Origin of the sequence: Geothrix fermentans DSM 14018 (assembly GCF_000428885.1) — a bacterium.
Lineage (GTDB): Bacteria > Acidobacteriota > Holophagae > Holophagales > Holophagaceae > Geothrix > Geothrix fermentans.
Genome location: NZ_AUAU01000007.1, coordinates 148,143 through 161,822, shown reverse-complemented (window position 1 = coordinate 161,822; position 13,680 = coordinate 148,143). Strand labels below are relative to the sequence as shown.

The 13,680-nt window shown below is 71.4% G+C and carries 14 protein-coding genes; 12 read left to right on the top strand and 2 right to left on the bottom strand.

Annotation, left to right across the window (positions count from 1 at the left end; all coding sequences use genetic code 11):
• Window positions 1–66: 66 nt before the first annotated feature.
• The 6 genes from G398_RS15690 to G398_RS0102580 all read left to right on the top strand — a co-directional run bounded on the left by G398_RS15690 (window position 67) and on the right by G398_RS0102580 (window position 5,273).
• A complete protein-coding gene (locus G398_RS15690; RefSeq protein ID WP_052571223.1) occupies window positions 67–831 on the top strand; it encodes an RsmE family RNA methyltransferase in 765 nt (254 codons plus the stop codon).
• A 25-nt stretch (window positions 832–856) separates the two neighbouring features.
• Window positions 857–2,446, top strand: a complete 1,590-nt coding sequence (locus G398_RS0102600) for a M28 family peptidase (RefSeq protein ID WP_026852440.1) — start codon at window positions 857–859, stop codon at window positions 2,444–2,446.
• A 159-nt stretch (window positions 2,447–2,605) separates the two neighbouring features.
• The gene (locus G398_RS0102595; protein ID WP_026852439.1) at window positions 2,606–2,980 is read left to right on the top strand and encodes a hypothetical protein; all 375 of its coding nucleotides are present in this window, start codon (window positions 2,606–2,608) and stop codon (window positions 2,978–2,980) included.
• A gap of 484 nt (window positions 2,981–3,464) precedes the next feature.
• Complete coding sequence (locus G398_RS0102590) at window positions 3,465–3,710, top strand: hypothetical protein (RefSeq protein WP_026852438.1); 246 nt, start codon at window positions 3,465–3,467, stop codon at window positions 3,708–3,710.
• Between the two features lie 222 nt (window positions 3,711–3,932).
• Window positions 3,933–4,994, top strand: coding sequence for a medium chain dehydrogenase/reductase family protein (locus tag G398_RS0102585; RefSeq protein WP_026852437.1), 1,062 nt, complete (start codon window positions 3,933–3,935; stop codon window positions 4,992–4,994).
• 51 nt (window positions 4,995–5,045) lie between these two features.
• Window positions 5,046–5,273: a hypothetical protein gene (locus G398_RS0102580; RefSeq protein WP_026852436.1), complete on the top strand. Its 228-nt coding sequence runs from the start codon at window positions 5,046–5,048 to the stop codon at window positions 5,271–5,273.
• Window positions 5,274–5,279: 6 nt separating this feature from the next.
• Here the strand turns inward: G398_RS0102580 and G398_RS15685 are convergent, their stop codons facing one another.
• Window positions 5,280–6,587: a transcription antitermination factor NusB gene (locus G398_RS15685; RefSeq protein WP_052571220.1), complete on the bottom strand. Its 1,308-nt coding sequence runs from the start codon at window positions 6,585–6,587 to the stop codon at window positions 5,280–5,282.
• Between the two features lie 155 nt (window positions 6,588–6,742).
• Here G398_RS15685 and G398_RS0102570 point away from each other — a divergent pair, with 155 nt between their 5' ends.
• Entirely contained in the window at window positions 6,743–7,531 is a 789-nt protein-coding gene (locus tag G398_RS0102570) for an alpha/beta fold hydrolase (protein ID WP_026852435.1), read from the top strand.
• On the opposite strand, the gene G398_RS20970 is transcribed toward G398_RS0102570, so the two are convergent.
• Complete coding sequence (locus G398_RS20970; protein WP_026852434.1) at window positions 7,528–8,703, bottom strand: CsgG/HfaB family protein; 1,176 nt, start codon at window positions 8,701–8,703, stop codon at window positions 7,528–7,530. The genes G398_RS0102570 and G398_RS20970 overlap by 4 nt on opposite strands.
• Window positions 8,704–8,779: 76 nt before the next feature.
• Here G398_RS20970 and G398_RS21840 point away from each other — a divergent pair, with 76 nt between their 5' ends.
• The 5 genes from G398_RS21840 to G398_RS21835 are packed head-to-tail and all read left to right on the top strand — an operon-like array spanning window position 8,780 to window position 13,650.
• Window positions 8,780–9,226: an OsmC family protein gene (locus G398_RS21840; protein WP_026852433.1), complete on the top strand. Its 447-nt coding sequence runs from the start codon at window positions 8,780–8,782 to the stop codon at window positions 9,224–9,226.
• 20 nt (window positions 9,227–9,246) lie between these two features.
• On the top strand, window positions 9,247–9,849 hold the full coding sequence (nrdR, locus tag G398_RS15680) for a transcriptional regulator NrdR (protein WP_084511873.1): 603 nt from the start codon (window positions 9,247–9,249) through the stop codon (window positions 9,847–9,849).
• A 41-nt stretch (window positions 9,850–9,890) separates the two neighbouring features.
• Window positions 9,891–12,350 (top strand): endopeptidase La, encoded by a 2,460-nt coding sequence (lon, locus tag G398_RS0102550; protein ID WP_084511871.1) that lies wholly within the window; start codon window positions 9,891–9,893, stop codon window positions 12,348–12,350.
• A 7-nt stretch (window positions 12,351–12,357) separates the two neighbouring features.
• Window positions 12,358–13,215, top strand: coding sequence for a tetratricopeptide repeat protein (locus G398_RS0102545; protein ID WP_026852431.1), 858 nt, complete (start codon window positions 12,358–12,360; stop codon window positions 13,213–13,215).
• A gap of 54 nt (window positions 13,216–13,269) precedes the next feature.
• Entirely contained in the window at window positions 13,270–13,650 is a 381-nt protein-coding gene (locus G398_RS21835; protein ID WP_026852430.1) for a hypothetical protein, read from the top strand.
• Window positions 13,651–13,680 lie beyond the last annotated feature (30 nt).

Sequence of the window (13,680 nt, the reverse complement as noted above, 5' to 3'; positions counted from 1 at the left end):
CAGCTTAGCGAAAGCCGGAAGCCCCCGATTCTGGGCCCGCGGTCCGCCCCATGGGATGATCCCTCCGTGAGCCTCCCCCGCCTCTTCCTCGACGCCGCCCCCTTCGATCTCCCGACCGGCCCCGCCGAGAACCTGGCCCTGCCCCTGGGCGCCGAGGCCGCCCGGCACCTGCGCGCCCTGCGCCTGCGGCCCGGCGACGCCCTGGAGCTGGTGCTGGGGGACCAGACCTGGACCGCGGATCTGGCGGAGCTGGGCCGGGACCGGGCCCTGGCCCGCCTGGTGGCGCCCCTCCGGGAGGACCGGGAGCCGCCCATCCCCCTGCAGGCCTGCCTTCCGCTACCGGCCCAGCTCAGCCTCTTCGACGAGTGGCTGCCGCCCCTGGTGGAGCTGGGCGCCACCCTCATCCAGCCCGTGGCCTACGCCCGCAGCGAGTTCGATCCCGCCAAGACCGCCGCCCGCATGGAGCGCTGGACGCGGATCATCCAGTCCGCCTGCGAGCAGAGCCACCGCAGCCGCCGCCCGGAGCTGCGCGCCCCCATCCCCTTCGCCGCCCTGCCCGCCTGGGAGGCCCCCCAGAAGTGGGTGGCCTACGAGCTGGCCACGGGGGAGGCCAACCCCGGCCTGCGCCGGGAGGCCCTGGCCTTCACCTGCGGCCCCGAGGGCGGCATCGCGGACGCCGAGTACGCCGCTCTGGCCGCCGCGGGCTGGCGGCCCGTGAGCCTGGGCCGCAGCATCCTCCGGGCCGTCACCGCCCCCGTGGCCCTGCTGGGCGCCGTGCAGTACGAACTGGGGAAGACGTCCACCCGGGACACACCCCGTCTTGCGAGGTAGACTGGGGGCCTCCCCCGGAGCCTCCATGCGTGTCCTGCCGACCCTCCTGGCCGCGATCCCCCTCCTCGCCCAGGCGCCGCCTCCCCGGATGGCCGTGCAGGAGGCCCCCCTGCGGGCCCACCTGGCCTTCCTGGCGGACGACCTCCTGGAGGGACGGGGCACGGGCCAGCGCGGGGCGGAGCTCACGGTGCGCTACCTGGAGACCCAGCTCCAGAGCCTGGGCCTGGCGCCCGCCCGCGGCGCCTCCTACCGCCAGCCCGTGGCCCTCCTGGGCCTGCGCACGCTCACGGCGCGCAGCACCCTCAGCTTCATGGGGGGCGGCGCCTGCGTCACGCCCGCCTTCGGCACGGAGATCGTCTACGGCGCCGGCCTGGCCCGGGCGGAGCAGACCTTCGACGCCCCCGTGGTCTTCGCGGGCTTCGGCATCCACTCGCCCATCGACCGCTGGGACGACTTCAAGGGCATGGACCTCAAAGGCAAGGTGCTCCTGGTCCTCGTGAACGAGCCCGCCCCCACGGCCGTCGAGCCGGGCCTCTTCGAGGGGCCTGACCTCAGCTACTTCGGCCGCTGGACCTACAAGTTCGAGGAGGCCGCCCGCCAGGGCGCCGCCGGCATCCTGCTCGTCCACACCACGCCTTCCGCCAGCTACGGCTGGCCCGTGGTGCGCAACGGCTGGGACGCCGAGCGCTTCCAGCTGGCCCAGGGCCCCGCGGAAACGGCCCTCCAGGGCTGGGTGACCGAGGAGACGGCCCGGGCCCTGGTGAAGCGGGGCGGCCAGGATCTCGATGCGCTCCGCGCTCGGGCCCAGGACCGGGACTTCCGGCCCGTGCCCCTGGACCTCACCCTGAAGGGCACCCTCGCCAGCGCCGTCCGCACCCTCGAACAGTTCAACGTGGCCGGCGTGGTGCCGGGCACAGACCCGGCCCTGAAGGCCGAGGTGGTGGTCTACTCCGCCCACTGGGACCACCTGGGGAAGGGCGCCGCCCCGGCCCCGGATGCCCATGGTGACGACATCTACAACGGCGCTGTGGACAACGCCTCGGGCTGCGCGGCCCTGCTGGCCATGGCCCAGACCGCGGTCCACACCCCCGCCAAGCGCAGCCAGATGTTCCTCTTCGTCTGCGGCGAGGAGCAGGGGCTCCTGGGTTCCCGGGCCTACGCCGCGGCCCCCCTCTGGCCCCTGGCCCGCACCGCCGCCGACCTCAACCTGGACAGCCTCAACTTCGTGGCCCCCGCCCGCGACATCGGCCTGCCCTTCGGGGACCGCAGCACCCTCGGCGCGCTGGGTGCCGCCGTGGCCCAGGCCTCGGGCCTGCGCGTGGCCCCCACCCGCGCCGACACCGGCGGGGGCTACTTCCGCTCGGACCACTACAGCTTCGTGCAGGCCGGCGTGCCCGCCCTGTCCGTGGGCGGGGGCCGGGACTACCTGGGCGACGACCCCGTCGCCCTGAAGGCCAAGGCCGCCGCCTACGGCCGCCGCTACCACCAGGTCACCGACGAGTACGACCCCGCCTGGGACCTCCGCGGCATGCTCCAGCAGGCCCAGTTCACCTTCGACCTCGGCCAGGCTGTCGCCAACGCCCCCGCCAAACCCACCTTCAAATCCGCCCGCTGACACGGCTGGGTCCCAGTACCCGTCCGCCAGAATTCAGGTTTGGTTAAACAGCATAGTCGAATAAATCTCGTGCTATAAGGGTGACTGTATCTATCCGATCATCCTCTTAGCCGACAGGTTTCTTCTCGACTCCTGTCGTCTAATCCTAGTTAGGTGGCTATGTCCATCGCCCTCTTAATCGCTGCGATTCTGCTTCTCGTTGTGGGAGTGGCCCACTCCTACCTCGGCGAGCGTTACATCCTTATCCGGCTTTTTCGTCGAGAGGACTTACCGAAACTCTTCGGTAGCACTCAGTTCACGACCAGAACCCTCCGTTTCGCCTGGCACATTACATCCATTGCATGGTGGGGCTTCGCTGCCATCCTGATTCACCTTAGCCATGGTTCGTCTTCGCGCCTGGTTGTAGCCAAGGCCATTGGCATTACCTTCCTAGCAACTGGGGTTATCGTTCTTATTGGCTCAAGGGCGAAGCATCTTGCTTGGCCCATTTTTCTTCTCATTGGCATCCTCTCCTTGTGTGCCGGCGCCACCTAACCCTTAGCTCAACTCGGACCCCGCCTGCATTGCTTTCTGCTCTCTCTCAACCTCTCGCTTCCTCGGCTCCGCTCAACGCCTCGGTGCAGGCGGGGCCGGTTAGCTTCATTCGTTAGGCCTCACCACATGTCCAAATTGCTGGTCTTTTTTCTCGTATCAGTCATTTGCTTGGGCTACTCCTACCTCTGCTTTTTTCGTAAAGACAAACTTATTTGGGCTGTCACCAACCCGATCAATGGAAACAGCTACACTGAATTCCTTACTCTTCACGCTCTCATCTCACTGATTATTGGCGCAGTAAGCTTAATCTTCCTCGTTTCAGAACTGCTCCACGGCTCGGCCTAACCTCGCGCTCAACTCGGACCCCGCCTGCATGGCCTCCCGCTCTCTCAACTTCCTGCTTCCTCGACTTCGCTCAACCACTCAGCGCAGGCGGGGCCGGATGGCATCCTTCGTCAGGCTTCGAATGCCTCCGAGGTGATTCGTGAGCAAACCAGAGCTGTTTGAAACGCGCGGCGAAGAACCGGCCTTCATCCCGGGCCACATCGGCGAGTCGTGGCAGCGGGTCGATTATGGGCTCGGGGCTTCGACCCTCCAGTCTTCACCGGAGGTCCAGGCCTCGCTGCCGCCCCAGAACCGTCATTGGGGCCGAATGATCGCCTACGCCGTGATGGGCGCTCTTGCTGCGCTTCTTCTGCTGTTTCTGGGCCGAGGGCTGCTCAGGGGCTGAGGCAGGGGGTCTCAACCCGACCTGGCGCCCAGCCCGGCGCTCCGCCCGGACCTGATCCGCTCGGCTCCCCGTCTGGGGCCGGTGGCGCGGGCTCAGGCCCTCGGCCCCCTCAACCTCCGGGTCGGGTTGTCCGATAAGGCGCCATCGTCGGCCTGAACCTGGTGGTGGGCCTCAGGACTCTTCCGTCGGGCTGCGGGCCTCGATCCCGGGAGGAGGTGGCCGATGAGACACACGCGGATCGTCGTCACCCGGTACGGCGGGCCGGAGGTGCTCAGGGTGCTCGAAGAAGCCTGCCCCGAGCCGGGCCTGGGGCAGGTGCGGGTCAAGGTGCACGCCGCGGGGGTCTCCCTGCCGGACGTGCTGGCGCGCCAGGGCATCCACCCCGAGACGCCCGTGCCGCCCTTCACGCCCGGTTGGGACCTGGTGGGGGAGGTGGACCGGCTCGGGCCCGGCGTCTCCGGATTCGAGCGCGGCCAGGTGGTGGCGGCGATGCCCATCAGCGGCGCCTACGCGGAGTTCGTCTGCCTGCCGCAGGGGGAGCTGGTGCCAGTTCCGCCGGGCCTGGACGCCGCCGAAGCCGTGAGCCTGGTGCTCAACTACATCACGGCCTACCAGATGCTGCACCGGTCCGCGAAGGTCCAGCCGGGCCAGCGGGCCCTGGTCCACGGCGCGGCGGGCGGGGTGGGGACGGCCCTCCTGCAGCTCGGCCGGCTCGCGGGGCTGGAGCTGTACGGCACCTGCTCCGAGCGGGGGGCCCCGGCGGTCTCCGGGCTGGGCGCCACGCCCATCGACTACCGGCGCCAGGATGCCGTGGCCGAAGTCCTCCGGCTGTCGGGCGGGGGCGTGGACGCCGTCTTCGATCCCATCGGAGGATCCCACCTCTGGGCCTCCCGCGGGGCCCTCCGTCCCGGCGGGAAGGTCGTGGGGTACGGCCTGGCCACCTCCCTGCGGGGGGAGGGGCTGACGTCGAGCCGCCCCGGCCGCCGCCAGCGCTTCCGCGGCACCGCCGCGTTCGGGCTCTACATCCTCGGCGGCTGGCTGCTCCCGGGCCGGCGGCGGGTGGTCCCCTACAGCATCCAGACGCTCAAGCGGCTGAAGCCCGACTGGTTCCGGGAGGACCTGGCGGCCCTCCTGAACCTCCTCGCCCAGGGGCGGATCAGGCCCCTCATCGCCCACCGGCTGCCCCTCGCCGAGGCCCGCCGGGCGCAGGAGCTGCTGGAGCAGGGGGGCGTGGTGGGGAAGATCGTGCTCGTGTGCGGGCCCTCCCCGGGGGTGGTTAAATGAACCTCGTTCCCCCGCACGCCGATTCCCGCGCCATCGCCCCCGGAGGCCGTCGTGAAGGCCCTGCTCCTCACCGCGCTCATCGTGGTCCTCTTCTTCGCGGTCGCCCTCACCGCCATCCGCCGGGAGGAGCGCCGCAGGGACAACCGGCGGCGGCAGGAGTTCCCCATCCAGGCCCTGGACCAGCGGGTGCGGGACCGGCGCCGGGGAGGGCTGCTGGCCTACCTGGGCTGGGTCCTGCGGACACTGCGGGCCACCTTCGCCGGGCGGCCCCCTGAATGAGCGGCCCTAGCGGGGCCTCGCCACGGCGAAGCCCTGGAAGCCCTCACCCTCCCAGCGCAGGGGGTGGGGGCGGAACCCGGCCCTGAGGGCGCCGCCGGGGGCGGGCGCGTCCAGGGAGGCGGGCCAGACCTCGGCGGGGCGCAGGTCGGGGCGGGCCTCGGCCAGCCACTCGCGGTGGGCCGAGCCCTCCTCGGGCAGCCAGGAGCAGACGGCGTAGATGAGCAGCCCACCAGGGGCCAGGCGCTCCGCCGCGGCGGCCAGGAGCCGGCGCTGGAGGCCCGTGAGGCGGGGCAGGTCGTCATGGGCCAGCCAGGGCCACTCGGGATGCTTCTGGAGGGTGCCGCTGCCGGAGCAGGGGGCATCCAGCAGGATGAGGTCGAAGGCCGCCTCCGTGGTCTCGAGCCACTCCGCCGCATCGGCCTGGATCACCTCGGCGGCCACGCCCCGCTGCTGGAGGGTCTGCCGCAGCCGGGCCGCACGCCGGGGGTGCACCTCCAGGGCCGTGAGGGCGGCTCCGGGATGGCGCAGGGCCAGGGTGGTGGTCTTGCCGCCGGGGGCGGCACAGGCATCGAGGATGCGCGCCACGGGGCGGTCCCAGGCGTAGGCCAGGAGCGCCTGGGAGCTGCGATCCTGCACCATGCCGGCCCCGGACTCCAGCCAGGGGCGGGGGAAGGGGGCCCCCTCCTCCAAGCGCAGGCAGCCCGGCAGGTCCGGATCCGGTGCCAGGCCATCGGGCGCCTCCCCCCGCAGGCTGCGGAAGGCGGGGCGGGGGGGCTGCTGGAGCCGGGTCCAGAGGGCCTCCAGCTCGTCGCCAACCCCGAGGCTGGCCCCGTGGCCGGCCCCGTGGGGCGCCAGGGCGGCCTCCAGGGCCCGCCGGGCGGCGGGGGGGCGGTCCAGGGCTGCGGGCAGGGCCTCCAGCTCGGCAGCCAGGGCCGGACGGTCCTTGGCGGCCCGCCGCAGGATCGCATTCACCAGGCCCTTGTGGGGGGCGAAGCCCAGGTCGCGGGTGGCGGCCAGCTCCACGGCCTCGTGGACGGCGGCGTGGTCGCCGACGCCCGGCAGCCAGGCCAGCTGGGCCAGGCCCATGGCCAGGGCCACCTGGGTGCCCAGGGGCACGCCCCGGTCGGGGTCCTTCAGGCGGGGCTTCACCCAGGCCTGGAGGCGGCCCCAGCGGCGCAGGCAGAGGCCCAGGAGGGCCTGGGCCAGGTGGGCGTCCTCGCCCAGATCGCGATCCCAGATGTCCGGCACCCGGGCCCTCTCCCCGAAGACCTCGTGCAGGGCGTGGGCGACGTGGAGGCGGGCGGGCGTGGGCATGGGGCTCCGGAAGGCGGAACCTCGATTATGGCCCATGGGCGCGGCCCCCTGCCGGGGGAAGGCCCACCGTCCCGCCGGTCAGTCTTTCCGGCACCCGGACCCCGGAGGCCCCATAGTGACGGGGTGCCATGACGGACCCAACCCCGGGAGCCTCCATGCATGCGCCCATCGACGGCCTCAGGATCGCCTACACGGACCAGGGACACGGTCTTCCGCCCCTGCTCTTCGTCCATGGCTTCCCCCTCTCGCGGGGCGCCTGGCAGCGCCAGATCGAGGCCTTCGGCTCCACCCACCGGGTGGTGGCCCCGGACCCGCGGGGGCTGGGGGAGAGCGAGGCCTCCGAAGGCCCCACGTCCATGGCCCGGTTCGCCGACGACCTGGAACGCCTCCTCCGGCAGCTGGGCACGGGCCCCGTGGTGCTCGTGGGCCATTCCATGGGCGGCTACGTGGCCCTGGCCTTCCAGGACCGCCATCCCGGGCTGCTCCGCGGCCTGGTCCTCGTGGGCACCCGCGCCGGAGCCGATGCCCCCGAAGCCGCGGCGAAGCGCCGGGCCACGGCGGAGCGGGTGCGGCGCGAAGGGACCTCCTCCGTCGTTGACGACATGGCCCCCAAGATGCTCACGGCCGGCGGCCAGGACCAGCTCGGCCAGGTGCGGGCCATGATGCAGTCCGCGAGCCCCGCGGGAGTCGCGGGCGCCCTCCTGGGCATGGCGGAGCGCCCGGACGCCACGCCCCGCCTGGGCCGGATCGGGGTGCCCACCCTCGTGATCACCGGCGCCGAGGACACCGTCATCCCCCCCAGCGAATCCGAGGTGCTCGCCCGGTCCATCCCTGGAGCGGACCTGGAGGTCATCCCCCGCGCAGGCCACCTGGTGGCCTTCGAGCAGGCCGAGGCCTTCAACGACCGCCTGGCGGCCTGGCTCCGCCGACTGCCGGCGGATTAAAGCTCCTTGAGGATCTCCGCCTTCTTGGCCTCGTACTCCCGCTTGTCCAGGAGGCCCTTCTTGTAGAGGTCCTGGAGCTTCTGGAGGCGCGCCTCCGGGCCGGCCTTGACGCGCTCGGCGGGTTCCGCGGGCTCGGGGCGGACCGGGGGCCCGGGCTCCGGGCGCGCGGCCGGCTCGCCGCGGCGCTCCGCCTGGCGCAGGGCCTCCTGGAGCTGGATGGCCTCCTGGCATTCCCGCAGGGCGGTCTGGAAGATGCTGGCGTCGGGCTGCAGGTCCAGGGCCGCGCGGAGGTGGGGCAGGGCCTCCTCGTACTGGCCCTGGATGAAGCGGATGATCCCCACGTTGTACTCGGCGCGGGGGTAGTACTTGGGCTTCTGGCCCCGGTCGCGGCGGGACTGGTCCAGGCCGTCGAGAGCGAGGTCCAGGGCGCCGCGGGTGTCGCGGGCCCTGAGGCGCTCGTGGGCCCGGCCCATGCCGAAGACCTCATCGTCGAAGAAGGTGAGCTTGCGCACCTCGCTCCAGGCCAGCAGCAGGCGCAGCACCTTCACCTTGGCGGTCTCGAAGGCCAGGCGGCGCACGTCCGAATCCCTGGGGTGAGCCGGGAAGCCATCGTAGGAGCTGTTGCTCAGGCTCGGCGCGTCCTCCAGCCGCTGGGCGCCGAAGACCCGGCCTGTGCTGAGGTCCACCACCTGCACGGTGGCGCTGAAGTCCAGGCTGGTGGTGGCGGTGCGCTTGAGGCGGACGATCTCCTGCTTCGTCTTGTAGTCCGTGCTGCGCTCCTCCTTGGCGGCCTGGGTGCGGCTGAGGTCCGAGCGGTTCACGTTCACGATCACCAGCACGCTGGGCCCCAGCAGCTTGCCCAGCTTGGCGATGGTGGCGGGCTCCACGTAGCCGCTGGCACCCAGCTCCTGCTCCTTCAGCACGGCGTCGAGGTGGGCGCGGTCCACCACCTCCACCTGGCGGCTCTGCACCAGGTCGGCGGTGAGGGCGTCCGCCAGCTCCCGGGAGTTGAGGTCGCGGGAGGGGGCGAAGGCCAGGCGCTCCACCTTGAGGCCCAGGCCCGGCGGATGGATGAGGGTGACCTCCACCTTGGGATTGGCCAGCTCGCTCCAGAACTGGGCCTGGACGGGCAGCGACAGCGCGGCCAGGGTCGCGGGGATCAGCAGGCGCATGGGGGCTCCGGAACGTCGGTCCAGGTTAGCAGGGGGGGTGTGGCATCCTGGGCGCAGGCTTTCCGAGGAGGACCCCATGGCCCACCGCTATCCCCTCACCCTCTCCTGGACGGGCAGCACCCACGACGCCGGCTACTCCCGCAACGCCACGGTCACCGCGACCGGCAAGCACCCCCTGGCCGTCAGCAGCGCGGCGGAGTACGCCGGGGACGGCGGCCGCTGGAACCCCGAGGACCTGCTGGGCTCGGCCCTGGCCACCTGCCACATGCTCACTTTCCTGGCCCTCTGCGCCAAGGCCAAGGTGGAGGTGGTGGGCTACGAGGACCACGCCGAGGCCGTGCTGGACACGGTGGACAAAGTCACGCGCATCACCCAGGTGCACCTGCGCCCGGCCATCCGAGTGCCCCGTGGCACCAGCATGGCCAAGGTGGTGGAGCTCTTCGAGAAGGCCCACAAGTACTGCTTCGTGGCCAACTCCGTCACCTGCGAGGTGGTCATGGAGCCCCGCGTGGTGGAGGTCTAGGGGCCAATCCGGGAGCAACCATGCGCTGTCCCTTCTGCGGGCACCTCGAGGACAAGGTGGTGGACTCGCGCGAGTCCCGCGAGGGGGACTCCATCCGCCGGCGGCGGGAGTGCCTCTCCTGCGCCCGGCGCTTCACCAGCTACGAGCGGGTGGAGGAGGTGCCGCTGGTGATCCTCAAGAAGGACGGGCGGCGCGAGCCCTTCGACCGCCAGAAGCTCATGAAGGGCCTGCTGCTGGCCTGCCAGAAGCGGCCTGTGTCTCTGGCCCGCATCGAGGAGCTGGTGGCGGACGTGCAGGCGCGGCTCATGGAGCGGCCGGACCGGGAGATCCGCAGCCGCGAGCTGGGCGAGCTGATCATGGACGAGCTGAAGGCCCTGGACCAGGTGGCCTACGTGCGCTTCGCCAGCGTGTACCGCGACTTCAAGGACCTGCCGGACTTCGTGAAGGCCCTGGAGGGTCTCATGCACAAGGAGGCCCAGAAGGAGGCGCCCCAGGGATCGGGATCAGGCCCGGGATCGGGCCCGGAATCAGGGCAGGGCCGGGCCGCCCTCGCCAAGCCCCAGCCCCAGGCCCTCTTCCCCGCCGAGGCGGAGGCGCCGGTCCTGAGGACGCGCAAGAAGTGAGCGCGCCGGACTAGGGGTATCCTGGACGACCGAGGTTTTCCGTGGCCGATGACGTCCTCCTGCCCACCCCCACCGACGAGCAGCCCAAGCTGCCGGAAGAGCTCCCGGTCCTGCCCCTGCGGGACGTGGTGGTCTACCCCTACGTGATCCTGCCCCTCAGCGTCAGCCGGGAGAAGTCCATCCGCGCCGTGGATACGGCCCTGGTGGAGAACCGCATGATCCTCCTGCTCTCCCAGAAGCAGGTGGAGATGGACAATCCGCGGCCCGAGGACCTCTACCAGGTGGGCACGGCGGCCCTCATCATGCGCGTGCTCAAGCTGCCGGACGGCCGCATCCGGGCCCTGGTGCAGGGTCTGCAGCGGGTGCGCGTGGAGTACTTCACCGAGACGGACAACCTCTTCAAGGCCCGGGTGGAGCCCCTGGCCGAGCCCGAGGCCAAGTCCCCGGACCTGGAGCAGGACGCCCTGCTGCGCAGCGTGAAGCAGACGCTGGAGAAGGCCGTGGCCCTGGGCAAGACGCTGCCCCAGGAGGTGCTGGTCATCGCGGGCAACCTGGACAACCCCGGCCGCCTGGCGGACCTGGTGGCCTCCAACCTGGACCTCAAGCTCCAGCAGACCCAGGAGGTCCTCGAGATCGCGGACCCCGGCCTGCGCCTCAAGCGCGTGAACGAGCTGCTCCAGCGGGAGATCCAGCTGCTGGAGGTCCAGCAGAAGATCACCATGGAGGCCCGCGGCGAGATGGACAAGAGCCAGCGGGAGTACTACCTCCGCCAGCAGCTCAAGGCCATCCAGCAGGAGCTGGGCGAAGGCTCCGAGCTGGCCGAGGAGATCCAGGGCTTCCGCGACAAGCTGGCCAAGCTCACGGTGCCCGAGGATCCGCTGGTGGAGATCGAGCGCAACCTCAAGAAGCTGGAGCGCATGCACCCGGACTCCAGCGAGACCGCCGTCACGCGGACCTACCTGGAGTGGATGACCGAGCTGCCCTGGGGCACCTTCACCGAGGACAACCTGGACCTGGCCCAGGCCAAGACCGTGCTGGACGAGGACCACTACGGCCTCGCCAAGATCAAGGACCGCCTCCTGGAGTTCCTGGCCGTGCGCAAGCTCAAGCCGGACCTGCGCGGCACCATCCTCTGCTTCGTGGGCCCTCCGGGCGTGGGCAAGACGAGCCTGGGCAAGTCCATCGCCCGGGCCCTGGGCCGCAAGTACGCCCGCATCTCCCTGGGCGGCGTGCACGACGAGAGCGAGATCCGGGGCCACCGCCGCACCTACGTGGGCGCCATGCCCGGCCGCATCGTGCAGGCCCTCCACCAGGTGAAGAGCATGAACCCCGTGATCATGCTGGACGAGGTGGACAAGATCGGCCGCGACATGCGCGGCGACCCCAGCGCCGCCCTGCTGGAGGTGCTGGACCCGGAGCAGAACCACACCTTCCGGGACCACTACCTGAACGTGCCCCTGGACCTGAGCCAGGTGCTCTTCCTGGCCAACGCCAACGAGCTGGAGCCCATCCACCCGGCCTTCCGCGACCGCATGGAGATCATCACCCTCAACAGCTACACGCTGGAGGAGAAGCTGGGCATCGCGGAGCAGCACCTCGTTCCCAAGCAGCTGGAGAAGCACGGCGTCACGCGGCAGCAGCTGTCCATCCCCAAGAAGGCCCTGAGGACCCTCATCCAGGGCTACACCCGCGAGGCGGGCCTGCGCCAGCTGGAGCGGGAGATCGGCGCCGTCTGCCGTAAGGTGGCCCGCCGCGTGGCCGAGGGCGCGCTGAAGAAGAAGCTCGTGCTCACGGACGGGACCATCCACGAGCTGCTGGGCCCCGTGAAGCTCCTCCAGGACGAGCGGCTCAAGGCGCCGCGCGTGGGCGTGGTGACGGGCCTGGCCTGGACCTCCGTGGGGGGCGACGTGCTCTTCGTGGAGGCCCTGAAGATGCCGGGCAAGGGCCTCCTGGTCCTCACGGGCCAGCTGGGCGACGTCATGAAGGAGAGCGCCCAGGCCGCCCTGAGCTACATCCGCAGCCGCAGCGAGGCCTTCCACATCGATCCCGAGGCCTTCCAGAAGCAGGACATCCACGTGCACTTCCCCGAGGGCGCCATCCCCAAGGACGGCCCCAGCGCGGGCCTGGCCATCGCCACCGTGCTGCTCTCCGTCCTGAAGGACATCCCCGTGCGGAACACCCTGGCCATGACCGGCGAGATCGACCTGCGGGGCGAGGCCCTGGCCATCGGCGGCCTCAAGGAGAAGTCCCTGGCCGCCCTGCGTCTGGGCATCAAGGACATCGTCATCCCCCATGCCAACCAGAAGGACCTGGAGGAGATCGACCCCGAGCTGCGCCAGCAGCTGCGCTTCCACCCGGTGCGGCACGTGGAGGAGGTCTTCGAGCGGGCCCTGGTGGGCTGGAGCTGCCCCGATGCCGCGGTCTCCAAAACCAAATCCGGGGCCAAATCCAAGGGCAAGCCCAAGCCCAAGACCAACCCCACGACCAGATCCAGGCGCTGAGGTTTCCATGCTGATGCCGTTCCCCGCGGTCGTCCCGCCCAAGCCCCCGGCTGCCCGGGCCCGCGTCGTCGACGTGGGCGCCGCCCAGTCGCTGCCTCCCGCGGCGGAGGCCCTCCTCCAGGCCGACGACTGGCCGGGACTGGCGGACTGGTTCGAGAAGGCCTCCCCCCAGCTGCGCCGCCAGCACTACGAGTACTGGCTCCAGGCCCTGAACCGCAGCCAGCGCTGGGCCCGCCTGGCGGACGCCTGCAAGGCCCTCACGCCGCAGCTCGAGGGGAGGGGCAAGCCCCGCCTGGGCACGTTCCGGCTCTACCGGGCCCAGGCCCTCAGCCAGCTGGGACGCCACCGGGAGGCCATGGCCGCCCACGCCGAGAACGGCCGCCTGGGTCAAGCCGAGGGCTATGCCAACGCCTGTGCCGAGGCCCGCCTGGCCGGGGACTGGAAGGCCCTGCTGGCCTACTCCGAGGCCATCCTGGCCCGCAAGCCGAAGGATGCCGAGGCCCTGGGCTGGAAGGGCGAGGCCCAGGCCCGCCTGGGCCGCTTCGAGGCCTCGGCCGCCACGCTCCAGACCGTGGTCCAGGCCAATCCGAAGGACGCCCAGGCCTGGAACAACCTGGGCCGCGCGGCCCTGCAGCGGAAGGCCTGGGCCGACGCCAAGGAGGCCTTCGATCGGGCCCTGAAGCTGGAGCCCGGCCAGATGGAGGCCCTCTTCAACCGCGGCATCGCCCAGTTCAACCTGAAGCGCTACGCCGCCAGCCGGGACGACTTCAAGGCCGCCCTGGCTCTGCGGCCCGGCGACCCGGTGCTCCAGGAGAACCTGCGCCAGGCGGAGAAGATGGCCGCGGCCTACCCGGACCAGCCCTGAAGCCTCCGCCCTTGTGCCCACCGGCGCCGGGGCGGATCTTTTCGGGGGGGTCCCATGCTCGCCGAAGCGTTCACCCTCGTCCTCCAGCTTCCGCCCCTGGCCTTCAGCGCGGAGGCCCCGCCCCGTGCCTACCAGCCGCCCCGGGAGCTGACCTGCCCGGTGGGTGAGCTGGGGCGCCCCTGGTCCCCGCCGGCGCCCCGTCCCCTGTGGACCGCCCGGCTGGCCGTGGATCCCCGCAGCCTGCGCCCGGGCAGGCCCGACCACCTGCTGAACCCCCTCGCGGACGCCCTCCTCCTGCTCGCCCTGGCCGGCTGGGCCTCCAGCACCGGCGGGACCGTGGACTTCCGCCCTCCCGCGGGGTGGAGCCCGGTCCTGGCGGCCCCCCTTGCGCCGCCCTACGCGCCCCCCGGAACCTGGCCAAAGGCTGGACTCTAGACCGGTTGTTCCACGTGGAACCGGCTTCCG